Source organism: Propylenella binzhouense (assembly GCF_009866965.1).
GTDB lineage: Bacteria > Pseudomonadota > Alphaproteobacteria > Rhizobiales > Afifellaceae > Propylenella > Propylenella binzhouense.
The window spans coordinates 1-23,235 of the sequence record NZ_SPKJ01000069.1; the positions used below are offsets into that span (position 1 = coordinate 1).

Here is a 23,235-nt window from a genome sequence, read left to right on the forward strand (position 1 = left end):
CGGGCCGACGACCGCCGCAGCGCAGCCCGCGCATCCCGCAGCGCCACGCCGAAGCCGCGCCGCAGCGGCCCGCCGCCGACGCCGTCGCAGGCGATCTCGATCACCATCGTCCTGACCTGGCGCGGCGCGAGGTCGAGCACGAATGAAGCATGGCCGGCGCTGATCTCCTGCGGCCCGGGATCGAACCGGAGCGTCGTCGTCCGCCGACGGCCGTCGAGGCCGAGGTAGGCGAGAGTCACTCGATCGCCTTTCACCTCCGGAGGTTGCATGTCACCCCGGCGCTCACGCCGCGCCCCGCGCACCTCGAACAAGTCCGCGAAGTCTGCGGAGAAGGCGAGCTTCAGGGTGATCTGGTGCGGGCGCTCGTCGAAATTGCGAATTGCCAGGCGCTCGTAGCACACCCCCTTCCACAGAAACCGGGATCGCCGCAGGTGCACGAGGTCATGCTCGAGAACGAGCCGGCCGTCCGCGTCGAGGATGTCGGGATTGGTGAGATCGCAGGTCAGCGTTGCATTGTCGTCGCGCAGCGTCGAGGAGAGCAGGAGAGGATGCTGGCCCTCGATCGTCAAATAGAGATGCGACAGATACCGCGTGTCGCGATGAAACAGGCCCTCCGGGCTTCCCGGCCATGAGACCGCGTCGCCGTTGTGATCGAACACGGCGAAGGTATCACCATGCTTGAGCGTTCGCGGCCGGCGATCCTGCAGCGACGTGGCGACCGGAACAAGAAACTGCGCGGTCATGTCATCAGCACCACTTGTCACAAGGGCACGAGCGACCGCATCGATGTTGACGTGCTTCATTGCCTTTCCCCGTTCAAGCGACCGCGCTTAGATCCATCTGCCCGGAGGTGCTCACGCCCGGTGCCGAAAGCCCCGCGCTGCGCAAGATCGCACGCCGCACGGAGGGCAGATTCCGATAGATCTCGACATACTCCCTGGCCATCCGCTCAACCGTGAATCGATCTTCAAAAGTCGCCCGCACCCTGGCGCGATCCAGGCTGTCCACCCGTCGAACCGCATCGACAGCCTCGTCGATATCGCGAACGACGAAGCCGCTCACGCCGTCGTCGATGACCTCCGGCACCGACCCGCAGCGGAAGGCGATGGTCGGCGTGCCGCAGGCCATGGCTTCGATCATCACCAGCCCAAACGGCTCCGGCCAGTCGATCGGGAACAGCAGCGCGCGGGCATTCCCGAGGAAATCCGCCTTTTGGTGCTCGTTGATCTCACCAATAAATTCCACATTCCGGTGGTTTGCCACCAGAGGACTGATGAACTCATCCCAATAAGCTTGGTCTGCCTTGTCGATCTTGGCCGCGATCTTGAGAGGAAGTCCGCTGCGCGCGGCGATATCGATCGCCCGGTCCGGGCGCTTCTCCGGCGAAATCCGGCCGAGGAAGGCAAGATAGTCCCCCTTCGGCTTGGCCGTGAAGGGCAGAAGGTCTGGGGGCAGACCGTGATACACTGTGCCGGCCCAATTCACCGGCGGCATCGGGCGACGCTGCTCGTTGGAGATCGAGACCAAAGGATAGCGCCAGAACATCGAATAGAACGGCTTCAGATCCGCAAGGTCCAGCCGCCCGTGCAGCGTCGTGACGACCTTGTCGGCCAAACTGGCGAGCATGGGATAGTGCAGGAGATCGATATGGAAATGCAGCACGTCGAAGTCATCGGCGCGCCGCCGGACCTCCTCCAGCATCATCATGTGGTAGGGAAGAGGATCGCTGACCGCAGGGTTGAGCCTTAGTGCGACATCACAGCATGGCACCAGCCGTGCGCTGGTCTTGGAATCTCCGCTGGCAAACAGCGTGACGTCGTGTCCCTGCCGCACCAATTCCTCGGTCAAGTAGGCTACAATCCGTTCCGTCCCCCCATAGAGGCGGGGTGGGCAGCGTTCCGCGAGCGGGGCGATCTGGGCGATCTTCATCGACAATACCTCCTCGATTGAGCAAAGTGTTGACAATGAGCCGCATCGGGAGAGACCCGGCGCCACCCCGCAAGGCGTGGCTAGCCTCCACGATGTCCGAAGCCGTCCGTCGCGTCCCAAGGACCGGCATGTCCGCATCCTCGATTCGCACGCTCTTGGCGCGACTTGCAGACGGCGGCGTTCTGGCAGGACCCTCCTTCAGCGGTTGGTTGCGCGGGCAGTTTGGACCTGTGCGACGTACGAATTAGGAAACGGTCGCGCCATGTTCAAGAAATCGCTCAACTTTTGTCGTGGGCAAGCTGAACGCAATCATCGGGCGTGACGCACCGCTGCTTCCGTCGAGATCCAAACCCGGCGCCACACGCATACTCTTGCGAGACACATTTTTCGACAGGATCTTGCTGCAGGTTCAAAGTGCCGCCTTCTGGCCCGCTCGCGGGCGCTCAATACCGCAGGAGCGCGCTCATCGGAGCGAATTTGCCAAGACGAACCTGTGTCTCTGGATAACGTATGAACTCCACGCGTGCACCCCTGTCGAGGGCCTGTTGGGCTGCAGCATCCACGAGGTCATCTGCGCTTTGAAGCTTCCCGCTTTCGCAGATCGGACAGGCGTCGCCAGGCGCTTGCTGGAAGAGCGCCTTGCACTCGGCGCATTGTTCGCCGGGTGCGGCAAAGCGGTCATCGACCACGAGCGCTGCGACGCGGCCTTCGCGCAGGCAATCCAAAGTCTCCTGCACCCCGATCGCCACCTTCTCGAAGGCGGCCTCTTCGAGCTCCTGCAGGACGGCCGTTTCCTGATCGCGCCGCATCTGTTCACGCAGCGGGCCGAGGGCCTCTCCGATAGCGTGCGAGGACGCATGGATATCCACTGCGAATTCCTGCACGCGCTCGACAAGCGCCTTGGGCAGACTCTCCACAAAAGCCGCGTGCATGTCCGGCGGCGCGGCCACCAGCAGATAGGAGGGCTCAAGCTCGCGCGTGATGATCTCCGCCATCTGCGCGAGAGCTCTCGCTTCATCCTTGAGCACCTGGGTAGCAAGAACGTCGCGGCGGTCGCGGGGAACGCGGTCGGTCAGCATTCCGCGAATTCTCTGCCCCTTGACCCGGTAGATCTCTTCGATCTGCCCCAGATGATCGACGAAGAACCGGCTCCGTTCCTGCGAGAGGACAGCGACCAGATTGCGGTCTCCTTCGCCCCAGCTGCGCAGAAGCGGACGGATATAGGGGCGCGGCGCGACATGGATCCTGTCCGCCAGCGCGATTGGCAGCGTGATCTGCCGCCAGATCCCCAGCCTCTCGCAGACAAAGAAGACCACGCTCCTCCCGAGCTCGGGGAGCTGTTCGTTCAACGCGGTCTCGATGCGGTCGAGCTGCCTCCTGATGGTCTCGGAGGCCGCCTCGTGGGACTTCAGCAGCGTCTGATGGGCAAGGCTGGACAGCATGGATTGCCATCCGCCGGCCGCCCGTCTTTCGGGGGTCAGACAGAGATAGACGCTGATGATCGGATCGTCCCTCGCTTCAAGCCGCGCGAGCCCGCGCAGATGCTCGGGCGATAGGAGCCTGTAGGCAGGCTCCTCCATTCGCGCGCGCGTCGTCTCAAGAATGCGATCCCGCAATTCGGGCGTCAGCGGGCTATGGACACCCAGCGAGACGGTGAGCGAATTCATGTCGCCTCCTGTTTTTTGGCGCCTGCCAGCACAGCGTGGCCTTCATGCCAAAGCTCCACAATCCGGCGAACGGGCAAGCCCAGGCTGGATGCGATCTCTCCGACGGAGAACCGATGCACATGGCGAAAGACGAGCACTTGCCGCGCGAGCGGCGACAGTCCGGGCACCTCCCGCTCGAAGAACGCGGGCTCCGCCAGCCCGGCGGTAACATCCGCCGGGACGACATCCTCCCACCGTAGCATCTCGTCCGGCTGATACCATTCCCAGAACGATTCATCGTCGTCGTAGATCGGTTCGGCGGGAACCGGTGCTTCGAGCGAGACGGAGACCAGTTTGCGCAGGAGTTGCTCCTGCCGGACGATGCGCGTCAGGACACGGAACTGGAGACCCAGCAGCCACGGACGAACATCGAGCCCCTGCGGCCGCCGATAGCGATCGCGCCACGCGCGCAACAGGGTTTCGCCGGCCACTTCCTCGGGGGAAATCTCATCCTCCCGCAGGTCGCCAACCGCCGAATGATAGCGGATGTCTCGCCGGGCTGCTGCAAACAGCTCATGAAGGTGAGGACTGATCAGGCGCTGGAACGCGTTTCGATCACCTCGAAGCGTGGCCTGCCATAGCTCTTCGGCCGACGCATCGCGCGGCATCGAGCGGTTCGGGGAAGCAGAGCTAACAGGCGTGGAATCCTCGACAGTAGACATGGCGACCTCACCTTTGCGCTCTAGCTGTCCTCGCTCTCCCTTTCGGCGTCAGAAATGGGGGTTTTCAAAGACATAGTCGGGCTTTTCTCGGCTTCAAGTGCCAGTTCCGCAAGCCCGAACCTGAGGGATTGACCGTCCAGATCGCGCGTCAGAGCCACGGCGCCGGCACGACGGCTATCCTCACCCCAAAGGTTCGCGCCGGGCGCTGAGACTGAGGTCGCACCGCGCTGGTAGGGTCTGCACGCCGACGTCAGCGAGCCTGAAGCTCGACTGAACCGAAGGGGCGGCTCGAACCGATATGTGTCGCCGCGTCGGACGGCCCGCTGTGCTTCCGGTTTTCTCGGTCTCGCGGCGGTAAGCGATGTTTCACATCTGGCTGACCGAAACCGGTAGAGCGGTCGTTCTGAAACTTGCGCTGCTGATGCGCGGAACCATATTGATCCCACACAAACTTGGAGAAGCTCACCGACCTCTTTATGCCCAGGAATGCCTTACGGAGATTCATCGAGTTCAATCGTCTGCGCCCAGCTGGATGCCTACCGCAAGCGCGGACGCAAAATCTCTGAAATCCTGCGGTCCCTCCCGGATGATACCTCACGCGAGCGTATTTCGATCGGAGATCTGCTTGTCGCGATGGGTGACCGGGCCTTCGGCCCGCTGATGCTCTTTTTCGCGCTCCCGAACATCCTCCCGATGCCGCCCGGCGCCTCCGGCATTCTCGGGCTCCCGCTGATAATCCTGGCCACGCAGTTGATGCTCGGTCGCAAACCGTGGCTTCCACGGATCATTGCCAGGCGCTCCATATCGAGAGCGGATCTCATTCTGATGCTCGACCGTGCAGGGAATTGGCTGACAACAGCGGAGAAGCTGCTCAAGCCGCGGCTCACGATCCTTGTCGGTCCGCCGGCTGAACGTGTGATCGGCGCGCTTTGCCTGATTCTCGCGATCATTCTCGCCCTGCCCATCCCCTTCGGCAATATTCCGCCCGCCTTTGCCATATGTCTCTTTTGCTTGGGCATTTTGGAACGCGATGGCGCCTGGGTGATCGCTGGTTTCCTCGCTTTCATGGCCTCCATTACGGTGGTGGCTGGCGTGCTCTTTGCTATCCTGAATGGAGCGATCCTCGTCATCAACGCAGTGTTCAACTAGGGGGAGCATTTGCCGCTTCTCGAGCGAGATCCAAGCGCCGCCGTCAGAATACGACGCTCAAGTCAACAGAGAGGGAGCAGGATGAGCCGGCTTGCGCGACATAGATTGCGCAATCTCCTCGAATCGGCACTGCTGATAGCCACAATGGCGCTGATCGTGGGTCTTTGCACCTGGACCCTGTGGGGCGCAGAAGGCCTACTCTGGGGGATGATCGGCGCTGCCCTTGCGCTGCTCCTTACGCCAGCGATTGCTCCCGGAATCATCCTCTCGCTTTACGGCGCCAGGCCGCTGTCACCGACAGAGGTGCCGGACATCCACAACGTCCTGGAGGAGTTGAGCCGCCGTGCAAAGCTGCCGACAGTACCCGGTCTCTGCTACGTCCCCAGCCGATCCGTCAACGCATTCGCCGTCGGCAACCGCGAAGCGGCAATAATCGCTCTCACCGATGGCATGCTGCGGACCTTGAACTTTCGTGAGCTCGCCAATGTGCTGGCGCATGAAGTCAGTCATATCGCAAACAATGATCTGTGGATCATGGGACTTGCCGACATGATGAGCCGGATGATGACGGTGATGTCGTATTTCGGCTTTCTGCTCCTGACCCTCAATCTGCCGCTCGTCCTCACAGGGCAGATTGTCATCCCTTGGCTCCTCGTTTTACTGCTTATGTTCGGGCCGACAATCATGAGCCTCCTGCAGCTCGCACTGTCGCGATCGCGCGAGTTCGATGCAGATCTCTCGGCAGCGATTCTCACGGGTGACCCGCGCGGACTCGCTTCCGCGCTCGCTAAACTCGAACGTCAGGGTCGTCTCTGGGAAAATCTGTTTCTTCCACAACAACGCATTCCCGATCCTTCGCTGCTTCGGACCCATCCTCCGACCGAGGAGCGAATCCGTCGCCTGATCGATTTGGACGAGCGGCCGCCCACCACGGCAGAACTGGCTCGGCGGCCCGCAGTGGTCGTGCCGATCCACATGAGGCGCATGACTACGCCGCCTCGTCGCCGTTGGTCGGGACTCTGGTACTGAGATGCAAACAGTTTAAGGGGGATGGCGCACCCGCCGCGATTCGAACGCGGGGCCTCCACCTTCGGAGGGTGGCGCTCTATCCAGCTGAGCTACGGGTGCATCGATTCATAAGTAGCGTGACGATGTTCGATCGGTCAACCGAATGCGCACATGCGCAATCTGGTGCCACGCGATTCTTTGGCACGAGTTTTGAGGAACCCATGCTGATCGCGCCGCACCTCGCGCCACGCCACGCTACAACACACCTGCGACTGCTTCCGTGGTGCTTCCGCGAGCATTTCCCGGCCGACGAGAACAAAATCGGTTCTTGCTAAGCCCGTGAAAGAATAAGAGAAAATGGTGCACCCGGCGAGATTCGAACTCACGACCTCTGCCTTCGGAGGGCAGCGCTCTATCCAGCTGAGCTACGGGTGCATGCGGCGCGGGAGCGCCCTCCGCCGCTCTTAGCCCATCGCCGCCCGCGCCGCAACGGCCGGGCGCAGGCTGACAGGTGGTTCGACCACACGCCGCCGCAACATTGCGGTCGGGCGCACGGTGAGCCGCAACATTGCGGTCGGGCGCGGGACAGGTGGTCCGGGCCCGCGCCGCCGTCAAGAGCGGTCGGCGCGTGCCGGCGCGGCGTCCCGCACGGTCTTTGCACGGTCTCTGCACGGTCCGCACGCGTTCCACATAGAGGCGCGGACCGGCACGCCGCGCGATACGAGCGGTTCACACGCGGCGCAAGGCGGGCGGGGCCAGGCGCCGGGACGCCCCGGCGCGCGCGGCACGAGAGCCGAAAACAATCAAGACCTGGAACGTGTTACGCCCCGGAGGCCGCCCCGGAGGCCGCCCGGAGGCCGGTGAACCGGGAGGGGCGCTCGCGCGTTAGGGCGTGTGGCGATCGGCAAGGCGCCGGGAATGCTGCCCGCGCGCGACGAGCCGGCAAGATCGAAGGACAATGAGGATGCGGATCGCGCAAGTGGCGCCTCTGGCCGAGGCGGTGCCGCCGAAGCTCTATGGCGGAACGGAGCGGGTGGTATCCTGGCTGACCGAGGAATTGGTCGCCGACGGCCACGACGTGACGCTCTTCGCGAGCGGCGATTCGGAAACCAGCGCCGAACTCGTCGCCTGCTGCCCGCAGGGGCTGCGGCTCTCCGGAATCAGGGACCAGACGGCGAGCCTTCTCGTGATGCTCGACCGGGTGCGCAGGCGGGCGCACGAATTCGACGTGATCCACTTCCACGTCGACCTGCTGCAATATCCGATGTTCAGGGAACTCGGGCACAAGTGCCTGACGACGCTCCACGGCCGGCTCGACCTGCCGGACTTCCACCCGATCTATGCCGGCTTTCCCGAAATGCCGCTCGTCTCCATTTCCGACGCCCAGCGGCTGCCGGTGCCGGCCGGCGCGAACTGGCTGCGGACGATCCATCACGGCCTGCCCGGTTCGGTCTGTCCCTTCAACCCGCAGAGCGGCGACTATCTCGCCTTTCTCGGCCGCATGTCGACGGAAAAGCGGCCCGACCGGGCAATCGAGATCGCGGTTGCGGCCGGCCTGCCGCTGAAGATCGCGGCGAAGATCGACCGCGCCGATCAGGCCTATTTCGAGGAGCGCGTGAAGCCGCTGCTCGGCCATCCCCTGGTCGAGTTCGTCGGCGAGATCAACGAGGCGCAGAAATGCGCCTTCCTCGGCAATGCGCGGGCGCTCCTCTTCCCGATCGACTGGCCCGAGCCGTTCGGCCTGGTGATGATCGAGGCGATGTCGACCGGCACCCCGGTCGTCGCCTGGCCCTGCGGCTCGGTGCCGGAGGTGATCGAGGAGGGCGTGAGCGGCTTCCTGGTGCGGTCGGTCCCGGAGGCCGTGGCGGCGGTCGAGCGCGCCGCCGCGCTGCCGAGAGCCCTCGTGCGGGAGCGGTTCGAGGCCCGCTTCACGGCATCGCGAATGGCCGCCGACTATGTCGAGGCCTATGAGAGCCTGCTCGGGGACCGGCTGCCGCTCGCGGCGGCGGCCGGGCTTGCGGGCTCCGCCGCGGCGCAGCCGTTCGGCCTGCTGCCCGCCCAGCGCTGAGGAGAGACGATGGGCGATCCGGTGCGCAATGTCGTCTCGCTCAAGGCCGGCAACGGGCAGGCGGGAGCGAATCTCTGGTCCGAATACGACATCGAGCCGCAGGGCTCGCTGGTCGACCGTCCGCTGCGCACCCTCAAGCACGGCGACGGCTTCGCCGTGCTCGATTCCTTCGGCGACATCGGAACGGTGCCGGACACCGCCGAGGGCGTCTTCTACCGCGACACGCGCTTCCTCTCGCGCTTCGAGTTCCGCATCGAAGGCGCGCGTCCGCTGCTTCTCTCCTCCGCCGCTCACGAGGACAAGTCGGCGCTGACGGTCGACCTGACCAATCCCGACATCGTGCTGCCGGGCGGCGAGAAGCTGCCGCGCGACACGATCTTCATCGAGCGCACCGCCTTCCTCTGGGACGGCATGTTCCACCAGCGCTTCGGGCTCAGGAATTTCGGGCGCTCGGCGCGGCGGATCCGGCTCGACTTCCTCTATGGGGCGGATTTCCGCGACCTCTTCGAGGTCCGCGGCACGAAGCGGAAGCGGCGGGGGCGCGAGAGCGCGGCCTGCCATGCGCCCGACCGGGCCGAGATCCGCTATCGCGGGCTCGACGGGCTCGACCGGGTGACAGTGGTGACGATCGACCCGGCCCCGGAGCAGATCGCGGCGGACCGCGCGATGCTGCACGTCACGCTCGCGCCGGGGGAGCGCCGTTCGGTCGTGGTGGCGGTCGGCTGCGGGTCGGAGAAGGTGGCGCTCGCGCCCCCCGGGGCCGCCGACTTCTTCCTCTCCTACCGCGACACGCGGCGGGCGCGGCGCGCCTCGACGGCGGACATCGCGACCGTGACGACCTCGCACGACGTCTTCGACGAGGTGCTCTGCCGGGCCGTGTCGGACATCTACACCCTCGCCACGCGCGGCCCGCTCGGCCTCTATCCCTATGCCGGGATCCCGTGGTTCAGCACCGTGTTCGGGCGCGACGGCATCATCACCGCAATGCTGATGCTCTGGATCGACCCGAAGATCGCGAAGGGCGTCCTGAAGGTGCTCGCCGCGACGCAGGCGACGGAGGCGGACCCGAAGTCCGACGCGCAGCCCGGCAAGATCCTGCACGAGCTGCGGCAGGGCGAGATGGCCAATCTCGGGGAGGTGCCGTTCGGGCGCTATTACGGGACGGTCGACGCCACCCCGCTCTTCCTGATGCTGGCCGGCATGTATCTCGACCGGACCGGCGACCGCGAGACGGTCTCCGCGCTCTGGCCGAACATCGAGGCGGCGCTGCGCTGGCTCGACCAGTCCGGCGACATGGACGGCGACGGCTTCGTGGAATATCGCCGCGAGACGGAAAGCGGGCTCGCGAACCAGGGCTGGAAGGACTCCCACGACGCGATCTTCCATGCCGACGGCTCGGACGCGACCGGGCCGATCGCGCTCTGCGAGGTCCAGGGCTACGCCTATGCCGGCCGCCTCGCCGCAGCGAAGATCGCGCGCACGCTCGGCTTCGCCGAACTGGCCGGCCGCCTCGCGGAGCAGGCGGAGCGGCTCCGGCGGAATTTCGAGAGCACGTTCTGGTGCGAGGAGATCGGCACCTATGCGCTGGCGCTTGACGGCGCCAAGCGGCCGTGCCGCGTGCGGGCCTCGAATGCCGGCCACCTGCTCTTCACCGGGATCTGCGATCCGGAGCGGGCGGCGCGGGTGGCGCGTCTCCTGATGGGCGGCGGCTCGTTCAGCGGGTGGGGCATCCGCACGCTCGCCACCGGGGAGGCCCGGTTCAACCCGATGTCCTACCATAACGGCTCGGTCTGGCCGCACGACAACGCGCTGGTCGCGCTCGGCTTCGCCCGCTACGGGCTGAAGCAGGAGGCGGCGCGCGTGCTCGCGGGGCTCTTCGACGCCGCCGCGCACCAGGAACTCCGCCGGCTGCCGGAGCTCTTCTGCGGGTTCGAGCGGCGGCCGCACAGGGGGCCGACCGCCTATCCGGTCGCCTGCGCTCCCCAGGCCTGGGCCTCGGCGTCGCTCTTCGGCGTGCTCGCCGCCAGCCTCGGGCTGGAGTTCGACCATGCGGCGGACGAGATCCGCCTCAACGAACCTGTCCTGCCCGGCTTCCTGGAGGGCGTCACGATCCGCAATCTCGCCCTCGGCGAGACGCGCATGGACATCCGCCTCACGCGTCACGGCGGGGACGTCGGAACGAACGTCCTTCGCCGCACCGGACCGGCCAGGATCGTGGTGATGAAGTAGGCGGGCGGCCGCTCTCCCGCGCCGCGGGAGGGGGATCGGCCGGCGCCCCGGATCCGCTGCCTTGCCGCCCGGGGGCGATCCGGCGGCCGATCAGCCGGTCGCGGCGACATAGTCACGAAGGCCAGAGCGACGCCGCCGCTCCCGACGCCCGGGATATGCCGAAGGTGATGCCCGGTCTCGCCATGCCGGAGTCTCGCCATGCCGGAGTCTCTCCATGCCGGAGTCTCGCCATGCCGGACCCTGTCAGGATCCCGTTCCGTCCGGGCGGGATGCGCGCTTTCCATCGCCGGAACTTCGTCCGAGAAGAGCCGGGAGCGCCATTCCGGACGTTCAGGTTGCGTCTGCGGACGCGCTCGGCGTCTTCACCGGGATGCCGGCGCCCGGGAGTCCCGGTCGAGGCGTCACACGTCGAGATTCGCGACCGAGAGGGCGTTCGCCTGGATGAACTCGCGGCGCGGCTCGACCTCGTCGCCCATCAGCTTCGTGAAGATGTCGTCGGCCTCGTCGACCTCGCGGATCCGCACCTGGAGGAGCGAGCGCGCGTTCGGGTCGAGCGTGGTCTCCCAGAGCTGCTCCGGGTTCATCTCGCCCAGGCCCTTGTAGCGCTGCATCGAGATGCCCTTGCGCCCGGCGGCGAGCACCGCCTCGATGAGGTCGCGCGGACCGTAGATCGGGGTCTCGTCGGACCGCCGCCTGAGGCTCGCCGGGGCTCCGTAGGTGCCGCGGAGCGAGTCCTCGAAGGAATCGAGGCGCCGCGCGTCGGCCGAGGCGAGAAGCGCCGGGTCGAGGATCGCGAGCTCCGTCACGCCGCGCACCGTCCGCTCGAAGACGAGACCGCGCTCCTCGCTGAAGATGCCGGTCCAGCCGCGCTCCGTCTCCTCCGAGAGGATGTCGAGGCGGCGCGCGATCTCCCCGGCCGCAACGACGCCGGCCTCGGGATTGTCGAGGAGCTTCGGATCGAGGGCGCCGACGATCGCGGCCTGCTCGACCGCGTTCCGGTTGTAGCGGGAATGCATCGCGTCGAGGATGCCGCGCACGGCGCGCGCCTCGTCGACCAGGTTGCGCAGGTCCTGGCCGCTGCGCTCCTCGCCGGTGGCGAGCGTGAGGACGGCGTCCTCGATGCCCCCGACGATCAGGTAATCCTCGAGCGCGCGCTCGTCCTTCAGATATTGCTCCGATTTCCCGCGCGTCACCTTGTAGAGCGGCGGCTGGGCGATGAAGAGGTGCCCGCGCTCGAACAGCTCCGACATCTGGCGGTAGAAGAACGTCAGCAGCAGCGTGCGGATATGGGCGCCGTCGACATCCGCATCCGTCATGATGATGATCTTGTGGTAGCGCAGCTTGTCGGCGTTGAACTCGTCCTTGCCGATGCCGGTGCCGAGCGCCGTGATGAGGGTGCCGATCTCCTGGCTCGACAGCATCTTGTCGAAGCGCGCGCGCTCGACGTTGAGGATCTTGCCGCGAAGCGGGAGCACGGCCTGGAACGCGCGGTTGCGCCCCTGCTTGGCGGACCCGCCGGCGGAATCGCCCTCGACCAGAAAGAGCTCGGCATGCGTCGGGTCGCGCTCCTGGCAGTCGGCGAGCTTGCCCGGCAGCGAGGCCATGTCGAGCGCGCCCTTGCGTCGGGTGAGGTCGCGCGCCCGGCGCGCGGCCTCGCGGGCGGCGGCCGCCTCGGCGACCTTTCCGACGATCACGCGCGCCTCGGCGGGGTGCTCCTCGAACCAGGTGCCGAGCGCCTCGTTGATGGCGTTCTCGACGACGGGCCGGACCTCGGAGGAGACGAGCTTGTCCTTCGTCTGCGAGGAGAATTTCGGATCCGGCACCTTGACGGAGAGGACGCAGGTCAGCCCCTCCCGACAGTCCTCGCCGGTGAGGGAGACCTTCTCGCGCTTGGCGATGCCCGAGGATTCGGCGTAGCCGGTCACCTGGCGCGTCAGCGCGCCGCGGAAGCCGGCGAGATGGGTGCCGCCGTCGCGCTGCGGGATGTTGTTGGTGAAGCAGAGCACGTTCTCGTGGTAGGTGTCGTTCCACCAGAGCGCGGCTTCCACGGTGATGCCTTCGCGCTCGGCCTTGAGGCCGATCGGCTGCGCGATGAGCGGCTTCTTGGCGCGGTCGATGAAGCGGACGAAGGCCTGCAGCCCGCCGTCATAGTGCATCTCGTCGCGCTTCTCGTCCGGCCCGCGCCGGTCGCAGAGCATGATCGTCACGCCGGAATTCAGGAAGGCGAGTTCGCGCAGGCGGTGCTCGAGGGTGGCGTAGTCGAACTCCACCATCGTGAAGGTGTTCGGCGAGGGCATGAAGGTGACCTGCGTGCCCTTGCGCCCCTCGGACGGACCGGTGACGCGAAGCGGCGCGACCGGCACGCCGTCCTCGAAGCGCATCTCGTGGCGCTTGCCGGCGCGCCAGACGACGAGCTCGAGCCAGGTCGAGAGCGCGTTAACGACCGACACGCCGACGCCGTGAAGGCCGCCGGAGACCTTGTACGAATTCTGGTCGAACTTCCCGCCGGCATGGAGCTGGGTCATGATGACCTCGGCGGCGGATACGCCCTCTTCGGGATGGATGTCGGTCGGTATGCCGCGGCCGTCGTCGGAGACCGTCACCGAGCCGTCGGCATTGAGCATGACCTCGACATGGGTCGCATAGCCCGCGAGCGCCTCGTCGATCGCGTTGTCGACGACCTCGTAGACCATGTGGTGCAGGCCCGAGCCGTCATCGGTGTCGCCGATATACATTCCCGGCCGCTTGCGGACGGCATCGAGCCCCTTGAGGACCTTGATGGAGCCGGCGCCGTATTCGGATTCGCTCGCGGGATCGGGGACGGGTGCTGCTTCTTCGGCCATGCGATTCATGTGGTTGGGATCGGCCCGTTATAGATGGTGATCCGAGGAAGGCAATTGTAGGCGGATTCGGCCGGAATGCCGGATTTTCCACATCCGTTCAGGCGCCCCGGATCGGGGCGGCGCCGCCGTCCTCGACGCGGAAGCGCAGGCCGGGCTCCGGCAGATGCTCGAAGAGGAGGGGGTCCGTCCCGGTCATCAATGCCTGCACGCCGAGCGCGGAAAGCCGCGCGAAGAGCGCGGCACGCCGGTTCGGGTCGAGATGCGCCGCGATCTCGTCGAGGAGGAGGATCGGGGTCATGCCGCTCGTCGCCGCGACGAGGTCGGCCTGCGCCAGCACCAGGCCGATCAGGAGCGCCTTCTGCTCGCCGGTCGAGGAGAGCGCCGCCGGCACCGCCTTCTCGGCGAAGACGACGTCGAGATCGCTCCGGTGCGGACCGAGGAGCGTCCGCCTGGCGGCACGGTCGCGCTCCCGGCCGTCCCTCAGCGCGCGCCGATAGGCGAGTTCCACCTCGGCGGCCGAGCGGCCGGCAAGCAGCGGCTCGAACTCGCCGGTGAGCGAGAGCCCGGCGGCGGGAAAGGCGGAGCCCGCCGAGCGCTCGGCGATCCGGGCGGAAAGGAGCGCCACCGTCTCGGCCCGCGCGAGCGCGATCGCGACGCCGCGGCCGGCGAGCTCCGCTTCGACCGCATCGCACCAGGAGGAGGCTGCGCCTTCCTCGAGAAGGCGGTTTCGGCTCGTCAGGAGGCGCTCGAACTCCCGCGAGCGGCGGCCGTGCTCGGGATCGACGGCGAGCACCAGCCGGTCGAGAAAGCGCCGCCGGTCGCCGGCCGGCCCGGTGAAGAGCCCGTCCATCGCGGGCGTGATCCAGAGGATCCGCAGATGGTCGAGGAGCGCCTCGGCGGAGGGGACATCCGCGCCGTCGACGCGCACGATGCGGCCCTGATCGGAACCGCCGGGGGCGGGACGCTCCCATCCGGTGCCGAGGCGCGTCTCCGCCGCGCCGTGCTCCAGGACGGCGGAAACCGCCCAGCGCTCCGCGCCGCCGAGCCGGAGGATCTCGCCATAGGCGGCACGGCGCAGGCCGCGTCCCGGGGTGAGCAGCGACACCGCCTCGAGGAGATTGGTCTTGCCGGCGCCGTTCGGTCCGACGAAGGCGACGAGCGGCGCATCGAGCCGCAGGGAGAGCGACGGATAGCTGCGGAAGTCCGAGAGCTTCAGGACCCTGACCGCGACCGGCTCCGGTCCGCTGTGTCCGGCCTGCCCGCGATCAGACACGCATCGGCATCAGGACGTAGAGCGCGTCGGATTCGCCCTTGTCCTGGATGAGGGTCGGCGAGCCCGGATCGGCGAGACGGAATTCCGCCTCGTCGGTCGTCAGCTGGGCCGCAATGTCGAGCAGATAGCGCGAGTTGAAGCCGATCTCGAGCGGCTCGGAATCGTAGTCCACCGGCAGCTCGTCGCTCGCGCTGCCGGAATCGGGATTGTTGACGGCGAGCACCATGCGGTCGTCCGCCAGCGTCAGCTTCACGGCGCGGCCGCGGTCGGAGGAGATGGTGGAGACGCGGTCGACGGCGCGCTCGAAATCCGCCTTCTCGAGCGTCAGGACCTTGTTGTTGCCGCGCGGGATGACGCGCTCATAGTCGGGGAAGGTGCCGTCGATCAGCTTGGACGTGAGCACGATGTCGCCGACGGCGAGGCGGATCTTGGCGTCAGACAGCGACACCTTCGCGATCGCGCCCGGGTCCTCGAGGAGCTTCTGGATCTCGCCGACCGTCTTGCGCGGCACGATCACGCCCGGCATGCCCTCCGCGCCGACCGGCGCGGGCGCTTCGGCCTTGGCGAGACGGTGGCCGTCTGTCGCCACGGCCCGCAGGCGGGCCTCGCCGCCGGCGCCGACCACGTGGAAGTAGATGCCGTTCAGGTAGTAGCGCGTCTCCTCGGTGGAGATCGCGAACTGCGTCCGGTCGATCAGCCGCTTCAGCGCTTCCGCCGGCATCTCGAAGGCGACCGGGAGGTCGCCGGCATTGAGGTCGGGAAAGTCGGAATCGGGCAGCATCTGCAGCGCGAACCGGGTCCGCCCGGCGCGGAGCGCCATGGTCGTGCCCTCGCTCGTGTCGAGCTGGATCTCGGCGCCGTCCGGAAGCTTGCGGACGATGTCGTAGAGCATGTGGGCGGGCACCGTCGTGGAGCCCGGCTGATCGACCTGCGCGGGCGCCCGGTCGACGATCTCCAGGTCGAGATCGGTCGCCTTCAGCGACAGCCGGTCGTTCTCCGCGCGCAGCAGGACGTTCGCCAGGATGGGGATGGTGTTGCGCCGCTCGACGACCCGATGGACATGGTTGAGCGCCCTCAGGAGATTGGCGCGTTCGATCGTGACCTTCATGACACTCGAATTCCGATGGGAGATGCAGCGGCCGGCTTGGACGGCGAACTTGGCCCGTGGCCCCGCAAAACTCAAGTGCCGGAAGACGTCGCCGGAGAACCCGGGAGGAAGGGGGGCGCGTCTTCCGGCTCACGGCGCCGCCTGCGCGCGGCGCCGTCTGCTGCAGTCAGTCCTGCAGCATCCGCTTCAGGAGCTCGATCTCCTGCGCAAGCGTATCGTCGCCGGAGGCGAGCTCCTCGACCTTCCGCACCGCGTGGAGCACGGTGGTGTGGTCGCGGCCGCCGAAGCGCTTTCCGATCTCCGGGAAGGAGCGCGTCGTCATCGTCTTGGCGAGATACATGGCGATCTGGCGCGGCCTCACGATGGCGCGCGTCCGGCGCGCGGACAGCAGGTCCGTCTTCGACACGTTGAAGTGGCTGGAGACCACCTTCTGGATGTCCTCGATGCGGATCCGCTTCGGCTCGCGCAGGCCGACCAGGTCGGCGATGGCGACCTCGGCGACGGCGACCGTGATCGGAAGGTCGGAGAACTCCGCGCGGCAGATCAGCCGGTTCAGCGCCCCGTCGAGATCGCGCCCGTTGGTCGGGACGGCGCGGGCGACATAATCGAGCACCGGGTCGGCGATGACGAGCGCCGGGTTGCGCTCGCGCGCGGCCGCGAGGCGGGTCTCGAGAATCCGGCGGCGCAGGTCGAAATCCGGCGCGGCGATGCCGACCACGACGCCGCCCTTGAGCCGCGAGCGGACGCGCTCGTCGATCCCGTCGAGCTCCGAAGGCGGCCGGTCCGCCGCCACGACCACCTGCTTGGCGCTGTCGAGGAGCGCATTCAGCATGTGGCAGAATTCCTGCTGCACGGTCTTGCCGGTGAGGAACTGCATGTCGTCGATCAAAAGGATGTCGATCGCGCGGAGCCTCTCCTTGTAGTCGATCGTGGTGCGCTCGCGCATGGCGGCGACGAATTGCTGCGTGAAGCGCTCGACGGTCAGGTAGAGCGTCCGCCGCCTCGGATCGATCGTGCGGGCCTCGTGCGCGATCGCCTGCAGGAGGTGCGACTTGCCGAGCCCGACGCCGGCATGCACGTAGAGCGGGTTGTAGGCGGGCGAACTGCCCTCCGGCGACAGCGCCACCGCCCGCGCGGCACGATAGACGACATCGTTGGAGCGGCCCTCGCAGAAGCTCGCGAAGGTGAGCCGGGGGTCGAGCGGGGAGCCGGCGAAGCGGTCGCCGACGGCCTCGGACGGCGCCTCCGCGGCCTGGCGCGGAAGCGGGGCCGGCGCGGCCGGTGCCTCCTCCTCCGCTGTCACCACCCTCAGCGCGCTTCGCTGGACCACGTCCACCCTGAGGACCGAGGCATCCTCCTCCTGCCAGAGCTGAAGGAGGCGGTCGCCGTAATGAGACTTGATCCAGCCTTTCAGGAACACGGTCGGCGCCGACAGGCGGACCACGCCGCCGCTCATCGCCTGGAAGTCGACCCGGGCGAACCAGGACGTGAAGACGTCCTCGCCCAGCTCCGCACGCAAGCGAGATCGGACGCGAGCCCAGGCCGGATGTCCGACGGGGTTGCCTTCAATTGCGCTCTCCCTCGAGCCGATCGCAGACGTTTCCTCGCGTGCCGCACCGTTCAACATTCCTATGCCTCCGCAAATTCGATTCATTCCCAACGCCAACGAACGCGTACTCAGGGCTGCGACCAGGGCAGCCCCGACGCCTTCCAACCTTCGATCGTGCCCCGATGGCCGCTTTCGTCGCGCGGTCCCTCGAAGCCTCCCGTCACGTTGAAGCACTGTGAAAATCCTGCCCGGGTCATGGCAGCAGCAGCCGCCGCGCTGCGTCCGCCCGACCGGCACAGGAAGTAGACAGGGGCGTCCCGATCCGCCCCGAGAGCCTCGAGCGTCCTTTCCAGGGACGGCTGGAACGCGGGGTTGGGACTCCCGCTCGGAAAGAACTGCCACTCGATCGTGACGGGCTTACGCCCGATCGGCTCCAGGTCCGGGATCCCCACGAAGTTCCATTCGGCGACCGTCCGCACGTCGACCAGCACGGCCTTGCTGTTGTTCTTGAGTGCCTTCCAGGCCGCTTCCGGAGTCACGTCGCCTGCATAGGGTGCCTTCGTCATAGGCAAATAGTCTCCTTCCGCCGCGGAAGTGAATTCCGGCGACAAGACCCCGATCCGACAGTTTTCAGTGTGAACGACTGACGCCTACTTCAGTCGCCGGCGCGCCTCATTCGAGAGCTCGGCGAGAGCAAACCTCGACCTGGACCGCGATGTGGGAAAGCGAGGTCCAGCCAGAGAGGAAGCCAACAAATGCTCAACTTGCCTCTCCAACGTCCCTTCCTCGGGTGCCAAGTGTTGCCTGCCCTCGGAACATACTACAGCCGGAGGCAGGGGCAACCGTCGGACAGGAACGAATCGGCCAAGGGGGCCGCGGAGAGGTCAATCGCCTGCGTGTGGCGGGGGGGAGAATTCCCCAAGGCCTTGCGACTCCCGCGCTTCCGGGCCGTGCGGCGACGACAATGCCACGAGCGGAATTTTTCGATGACGGACCCTTGACTCACCCGGTACGGACAAGAGTCGCGGTCGATCCTGCTCGATCGCAGGTAAGCTATTGATCGAACGAGCAAATTTCTGTCGTTGAATTGCAAACAGCCTCTGTCGTTAAGATGTCGTTAACGCGTGCAACGCGTTCCGCAAGCGTTCCGTGGAGAACCGGCCGGGGCCCGCTTGCCAAACGAAAAAACCCCGGCCTTGGCCGGGGTCTTCAACGCTTCAAGAAGGGGCGTGGCGCTCAGCCGAGCGCCTTGACCCGGCGCGTGAGGCGGGAGACCTTGCGCGCCGCGGTGTTCGCGTGAAGGATGCCCTTGGTCGCAGCCTTCATGATCTGGGGCTGCGCGAGGCGCAGGGCGGAAGCCGCCTGCTCCTGGTCCCCGGTCGCGATCGCCTCCTCGACCTGGCGCACGAAGGTGCGCATCCGCGAGCGGTTCGCCTTGTTGATTGCCGTTCGGCGCGCGATCTTGCGCGCGGCCTTCTTGGCCGAGGGTGTATTCGCCATTCCAGTTCCGCCGTTTCAGCTTTCTAGTCAAATTAGGCGCTTCCAGCACGCAATGCACGAGCGCCTGTGTCGCCAACAGCGATCGCGGCCGTCGCGACCGCATATCCGACGTGTTCTATAGGTACCCGGCGGAGCGGCGTCAAGGATCCCGGCCGAAGGTCCGTCCGTGCCGTCCTGCCGGCCCGGGGCCGGCCGGCTAGTGCGGCGCGGCGAGCGCGGTCGCGGCCGCGAGATCCTCGAGCGCCGTGCCAACCGACTTGAAGAGCGTGATCTCGCTCTCGCTGCGCCGGCCCGGAACCGACCCGCGGCACAGCTCGAAGAGGTCGCCGGCAATGCCGGAGGCGGAGATGAGGCCAGACCGGAGCGGCTGCACGAGATCGCCGGCCTCGGCGAGCGCGCCGTCGCGGGTGTCGACGAAGAGCGTCGCCTTCGCGACCGCTTCGTCGTCCGTCTCGCGCATGGCCGGGGTGAAGCCGCCGACGAGATCGAGATGGGTGCCCGGCGAAAGCCACGCGCCGGGGACGACCGGATCAGACGCCAGCGTCGCGCAGGAGACGATGTCGGCGCCTCGGACGGCGGCTGCGAGGTCTTCCGTCGCGCCGACGGAGAAGGGCCGCCCGGCAAGGGACCGCGCGAGCGCTTCGGCGCGCGCGGCATGGCGGTTCCAGATCAGCACCTCCTCGATCGGGCGGATGCTCGCATGCGCCTCGATCAGGTGCGGAGCGAGCGCGCCGGCGCCCACCATGACGAGGCGCCTCGCATCCGCCCGGGCGAGGAAGGAGGCGGCGAGCGCGGAGGCGGCGGCGGTCCGCCGCACCGTGAGCGCGTGACCGTCGATGACGGCGAGCGGCGCGCCGGTCTCCCCGGACATCAGCACGTAGACCCCCGCAACGCTCGGCAGGCCACGCGCGGCGTTCCCGGGGAAGACATTGACGATCTTGACGCCAATATGACCGCCGTCGCGGTGCGCGGCGAAATCGCTCCAGGCGGGCATCAGCAGGAGGGTCGCGTCGGGCTCGCCGGGCCGGGCGATCGCGTGGTGGTGCCGCACCGGCGTCACCGCGCCCGCGCGGAACGCCTCCCGCAATCGCCGGACGAGATCCGGAAAGCGCAGCCGGTCGAGGACTTCGGCCGCCCCGACGACGCGCATGGCGGCGCCGTGGCCCGGCTCAGCCGCGGTTCGAGGGGACCAGCGCCCGCGACCGCTCGGCCTCGCCGCGCTCCGCGCGCGAGCGCCAGAAGGCGGCCTGCTGCCGCTCCTCCCGCGCCCGCCGGCGGTAGCGGCGCTGGCCGTTCCAGACCACGAGCGCGCCTGCAAGCGATCCGATGACGAAGAACAGGAAGGCGAGCTGGTAGAGCGCGAGCTGGACCTGGAGGACGGCGTCCTCCGGCTGGAACGGGTTGAGGTGCACCGTCACCATTTCGTCATTGGCGACGGCGAGCAGAGCCACGACGACGAGGATCGGCAGCAGAATCAGCCATTTCAGCACGGTGCCGATCGTCGTCATCGCTAGTCCTCGTCGTCGAAGTCCGTTTCGGCGCCAGGGTCGGCCCCGTTGTTCAGGCGCTCCCGCATTTCCTTGCCGGTCTTGAAGAACGGCACGAACTTTTCCGATACCGGAACCTGTTCCCCGGTGCGCGGGTTCCGTCCCGTGCGCGCCGGCCTGTTCTTCACCGAGAAGGCGCCGAAGCCCCGCAGCTCGACCCGGTCGCCCCGGGAGAGCGCGGTGACGATCTCCTCGAGGATCGCGTTCACGAGATGCTCCACATCGCGCTGATAAAGATGCGGATTGCGCGCGGCGATGCGCTCGACCAGTTCGGACTTGATCATCGCCGCCCCTTAGCGATGGTTCGGTATCGGTCCGGGAGCCTGCCAAACGGACAGGAGACCGTCAACCATGAGCCGGGGCGGCAAAAAGCTCTCGGCGGCCGGCGTAAGTATTTGATCTAGACCGCTAATCCGCGCGATCCAGGCGATTGCGCCGGATTCTCGAGAGGCAAAAAACGGAAGTCCGAACTCGTCTTTTTTCCATTCGACGGCAGGAATGTCGGCGGGCACCCCCTTCGCCGAGGCGAGCCAGGCGCGCGCCTCGCTCTCGCCGCCGATCGCGTCGACAAGCTTGGCTCCGAGCGCCTGCCGTCCCGTGAAGATGCTGCCGTCCGAAAGCCGGTGCGCCTCCTCGGTCGAGAAGCCGCGCCGATCGGCGACGAGGCCGACGAACCATTCGTATGTCGACGTCACGACCTGCTGCAGCATCGCCCGCGCCTCAGGGGACGTGGCGGTGAACGGCGAGGGCTGGCCCTTCAGCGGCGCGCTCTTCACCTCCTCGTACTGCGCCCCGAGCTTCCCGATCAGCTCTTCGAAATGCGCGTACTGGAAGATCACGCCGATCGACCCCGTGATCGCCGATTCGGCGGCGACGATGTGGTCCGTTGCGATGGCCGTCATGTAGGCGGCGGAGGTACCGATGCCGTCGATCACCGCCACGATGGGCTTCTTGGCGGCCGCGGCGCGGAGCGCGCGGTAGAGCGCCTCGCCGCCGGCGGCGGCTCCGCCGGGGGAATCGATGCGGATCAGGATCGCCTTCACGCGCCGCGACTTGGCGGCATCCTCGATCAGCTCGACGGCGTCCGGCCGGGTGCCGATGAAGCCGTCGACGTCGATGCGGGCGACCTCGCCGCGCGGCGAGCCTGCGAACGGGCCGATCCCCGGCTGCCGCGCGAACAGGAGGAAGACGGCGGCGGCGAGGATCAGAAAGGCCGTCACCCGCCAGAAGGTGGCGCGCCGCCGCAGGCGGCGGCGTTCGAGGATCGTGTCGGCGTCCATGGGGCTCTCCTCCCCGACCGGGAGTACAGCCCCGGCGCCGGGCCTGCAAGCGGGGTCGCGGTCGCAATTGATGTGCGCAATCCGGCGCCGGTCTGGTCCGGTTCCGGTCAGGTCTGTTAGGTGTCTGGAGATGAACGAGAGGGCCGATCCCAGCGCCGCGACCGCAGAGGAGGATGCGGCGGCGCGCCGGGTCACGCCGATGATGGAGCAGTATGTCGAGATCCGGGCGGCCAACCCGGACTGCCTGCTGTTCTACCGCATGGGCGACTTCTACGAGCTCTTCTTCGACGATGCGCTGGTCGCCTCGCGCGCGCTCGGCATCACGCTGACGAAGCGCGGCAAGCATCTCGGCGAGGACATCCCGATGTGCGGCGTGCCGATCCACGCCGCCGACGACTACCTTCAGAAGCTGATCGCGCTCGGCCACCGGGTAGCGGTCTGCGAGCAGACGGAGGATCCGGCGGAGGCGCGCCGCCGCGGCTCGAAATCCGTCGTCCGGCGCGCGGTGACGCGGCTCGTCACGCCGGGCACCCTGACCGAGGAGCGGCTGCTCGATGCCGGGCGCAACAACTACCTCGCCGCGCTCGTCCCGATTCCGTCGAGCGAGCCGGGGCGCGAGGCCTGTGCGCTCGCCTGGATCGACATCTCCACCGGCGAATTCCGGATCGGCTGCTCCGGTCCGGGCGGGCTTGCGGCCCTTCTCGCCCGGGTCGAGCCGAGCGAGGTGCTGGTGCCCGAGCGGGCCGCGGGCGAGCCTGCGCTGCGCCGTGCCGTCGAGGAGGCCGGCGCCGCGCTGACGCCTCTGCCGGCCTCCTTCTTCGATCCCGCGACGGCGGAGGAGCGGCTCTCCCGCGCCTTCGGGGTCGCCACCATGGACGGCTTCGGAGCCTTCGCCCGCCAGGAGCTCGCGGCCGGCGCCGCGGCGATCGCCTATGTCGAGAAGACGCAGATCGCCCGCCGTCCGCCGCTCGAGCCGCCGAAGCGGGTCGGCGATGGCGAGGCGCTGCGGATCGACGCGGCGACGCGCGCCAATCTCGAGCTTTTCCGCACGCTCTCCGGCAGCCGCTCCGGCAGCCTCCTGGCGGCCGTCGACTGCACGCTGACGGCCGGCGGGTCGCGCCTGCTCGCGGACCGGCTTGCGAGCCCGCTCTGCGACCCGGCGGCGATCGACCGGCGGCTCGCGGCGGTCGCGCATCTCGTCGAGGATCCGGCGCTCCGGCGCGATCTCCGGGCGGGTCTGTCCGCCGCGCCCGACATGCTGCGCGCGCTTTCGCGCCTCGCGCTCGACCGCGGCAGCCCGCGCGATCTCGCCGCGACGGGTGCCGGGCTCGAGGCCGCGGCCGTCCTCGGGGCCCGTCTCGACGGCAGCGGCCTTCCGCTCGCG

Annotated in this window: 19 protein-coding genes and 2 tRNA genes; 5 read left to right on the top strand and 16 right to left on the bottom strand. The window is 67.5% G+C overall.

The genetic code is table 11. From position 1 onward, the window contains the following. The 4 genes from E4O86_RS16560 to E4O86_RS16575 form a co-directional block, all read right to left on the bottom strand. Nucleotides 1-803 (bottom strand): glycogen debranching N-terminal domain-containing protein (locus E4O86_RS16560; protein WP_281351626.1); only part of this gene is annotated, 803 nt, incomplete at its 3' end. Between the two features lie 13 nt (nucleotides 804-816). Beyond that, the gene (locus E4O86_RS16565; protein ID WP_161141666.1) at nucleotides 817-1,929 is read right to left on the bottom strand and encodes a glycosyltransferase family 4 protein; all 1,113 of its coding nucleotides are present in this window, start codon (nucleotides 1,927-1,929) and stop codon (nucleotides 817-819) included. A 443-nt stretch (nucleotides 1,930-2,372) separates the two neighbouring features. Further along, the gene (locus E4O86_RS16570) at nucleotides 2,373-3,596 is read right to left on the bottom strand and encodes a baeRF10 domain-containing protein (protein ID WP_161141667.1); all 1,224 of its coding nucleotides are present in this window, start codon (nucleotides 3,594-3,596) and stop codon (nucleotides 2,373-2,375) included. After that, complete coding sequence (locus E4O86_RS16575; RefSeq protein ID WP_205520930.1) at nucleotides 3,593-4,297, bottom strand: RNA polymerase sigma factor; 705 nt, start codon at nucleotides 4,295-4,297, stop codon at nucleotides 3,593-3,595. Before E4O86_RS16575 ends, E4O86_RS16570 begins: the two co-directional genes overlap by 4 nt. A 486-nt stretch (nucleotides 4,298-4,783) precedes the next feature. Here E4O86_RS16575 and E4O86_RS16580 point away from each other — a divergent pair, with 486 nt between their 5' ends. Together E4O86_RS16580 and E4O86_RS16585 are read left to right on the top strand one after the other, a co-directional pair. Next, a complete protein-coding gene (locus E4O86_RS16580; RefSeq protein WP_161141668.1) occupies nucleotides 4,784-5,446 on the top strand; it encodes an exopolysaccharide biosynthesis protein in 663 nt (220 codons plus the stop codon). Between the two features lie 144 nt (nucleotides 5,447-5,590). Continuing rightward, complete coding sequence (locus tag E4O86_RS16585) at nucleotides 5,591-6,475, top strand: zinc metalloprotease HtpX (protein WP_161141669.1); 885 nt, start codon at nucleotides 5,591-5,593, stop codon at nucleotides 6,473-6,475. 22 nt (nucleotides 6,476-6,497) lie between these two features. Here E4O86_RS16585 and E4O86_RS16590 read toward each other — a convergent pair. Both E4O86_RS16590 and E4O86_RS16595 read right to left on the bottom strand, forming a co-directional pair. Beyond that, a tRNA-Arg gene (locus tag E4O86_RS16590) sits at nucleotides 6,498-6,574 on the bottom strand. A gap of 238 nt (nucleotides 6,575-6,812) precedes the next feature. Next, nucleotides 6,813-6,889: transfer RNA gene (locus tag E4O86_RS16595), tRNA-Arg, on the bottom strand. A 529-nt stretch (nucleotides 6,890-7,418) separates the two neighbouring features. Between E4O86_RS16595 and E4O86_RS16600 the strand changes: the two genes are divergently transcribed. Continuing rightward, on the top strand, nucleotides 7,419-8,522 hold the full coding sequence (locus E4O86_RS16600) for a glycosyltransferase family 4 protein (RefSeq protein WP_161141670.1): 1,104 nt from the start codon (nucleotides 7,419-7,421) through the stop codon (nucleotides 8,520-8,522). A 9-nt stretch (nucleotides 8,523-8,531) separates the two neighbouring features. Next, entirely contained in the window at nucleotides 8,532-10,751 is a 2,220-nt protein-coding gene (locus E4O86_RS16605) for an amylo-alpha-1,6-glucosidase (protein ID WP_161141671.1), read from the top strand. 401 nt (nucleotides 10,752-11,152) lie between these two features. Here the strand turns inward: E4O86_RS16605 and gyrB are convergent, their stop codons facing one another. From gyrB to sppA, 10 genes are all read right to left on the bottom strand, one after another. Continuing rightward, on the bottom strand, nucleotides 11,153-13,603 hold the full coding sequence (gyrB, locus tag E4O86_RS16610; RefSeq protein ID WP_425500136.1) for a DNA topoisomerase (ATP-hydrolyzing) subunit B: 2,451 nt from the start codon (nucleotides 13,601-13,603) through the stop codon (nucleotides 11,153-11,155). Between the two features lie 88 nt (nucleotides 13,604-13,691). Next, entirely contained in the window at nucleotides 13,692-14,867 is a 1,176-nt protein-coding gene (gene recF, locus E4O86_RS16615; RefSeq protein WP_161141673.1) for a DNA replication/repair protein RecF, read from the bottom strand. Continuing rightward, complete coding sequence (dnaN, locus tag E4O86_RS16620) at nucleotides 14,860-15,975, bottom strand: DNA polymerase III subunit beta (RefSeq protein WP_161141674.1); 1,116 nt, start codon at nucleotides 15,973-15,975, stop codon at nucleotides 14,860-14,862. The genes recF and dnaN overlap by 8 nt, the downstream gene beginning before the upstream one ends. A gap of 166 nt (nucleotides 15,976-16,141) precedes the next feature. After that, nucleotides 16,142-17,602 (bottom strand): chromosomal replication initiator protein DnaA, encoded by a 1,461-nt coding sequence (dnaA, locus tag E4O86_RS16625; protein WP_205520931.1) that lies wholly within the window; start codon nucleotides 17,600-17,602, stop codon nucleotides 16,142-16,144. A gap of 50 nt (nucleotides 17,603-17,652) precedes the next feature. Next, the gene (locus E4O86_RS16630) at nucleotides 17,653-18,090 is read right to left on the bottom strand and encodes a rhodanese-like domain-containing protein (RefSeq protein ID WP_161141676.1); all 438 of its coding nucleotides are present in this window, start codon (nucleotides 18,088-18,090) and stop codon (nucleotides 17,653-17,655) included. Nucleotides 18,091-18,760: 670 nt separating this feature from the next. Next, entirely contained in the window at nucleotides 18,761-19,024 is a 264-nt protein-coding gene (gene rpsT, locus E4O86_RS16635) for a 30S ribosomal protein S20 (RefSeq protein WP_161141677.1), read from the bottom strand. Nucleotides 19,025-19,220: 196 nt separating this feature from the next. Then, the gene (gene lhpI, locus E4O86_RS16640) at nucleotides 19,221-20,174 is read right to left on the bottom strand and encodes a bifunctional Delta(1)-pyrroline-2-carboxylate/Delta(1)-piperideine-2-carboxylate reductase (RefSeq protein WP_161141678.1); all 954 of its coding nucleotides are present in this window, start codon (nucleotides 20,172-20,174) and stop codon (nucleotides 19,221-19,223) included. Between the two features lie 19 nt (nucleotides 20,175-20,193). Then, a complete protein-coding gene (locus E4O86_RS16645) occupies nucleotides 20,194-20,532 on the bottom strand; it encodes a lipopolysaccharide assembly protein LapA domain-containing protein (RefSeq protein WP_161141679.1) in 339 nt (112 codons plus the stop codon). 2 nt (nucleotides 20,533-20,534) lie between these two features. Then, nucleotides 20,535-20,855, bottom strand: coding sequence for an integration host factor subunit beta (locus E4O86_RS16650; protein ID WP_161141680.1), 321 nt, complete (start codon nucleotides 20,853-20,855; stop codon nucleotides 20,535-20,537). Nucleotides 20,856-20,864: 9 nt separating this feature from the next. After that, nucleotides 20,865-21,851: a signal peptide peptidase SppA gene (sppA, locus tag E4O86_RS16655; RefSeq protein ID WP_161141681.1), complete on the bottom strand. Its 987-nt coding sequence runs from the start codon at nucleotides 21,849-21,851 to the stop codon at nucleotides 20,865-20,867. Nucleotides 21,852-21,981: 130 nt separating this feature from the next. Between sppA and E4O86_RS16660 the strand changes: the two genes are divergently transcribed. Next, nucleotides 21,982-23,235 (top strand): MutS N-terminal domain-containing protein (locus tag E4O86_RS16660; RefSeq protein ID WP_484573215.1); only part of this gene is annotated, 1,254 nt, incomplete at its 3' end.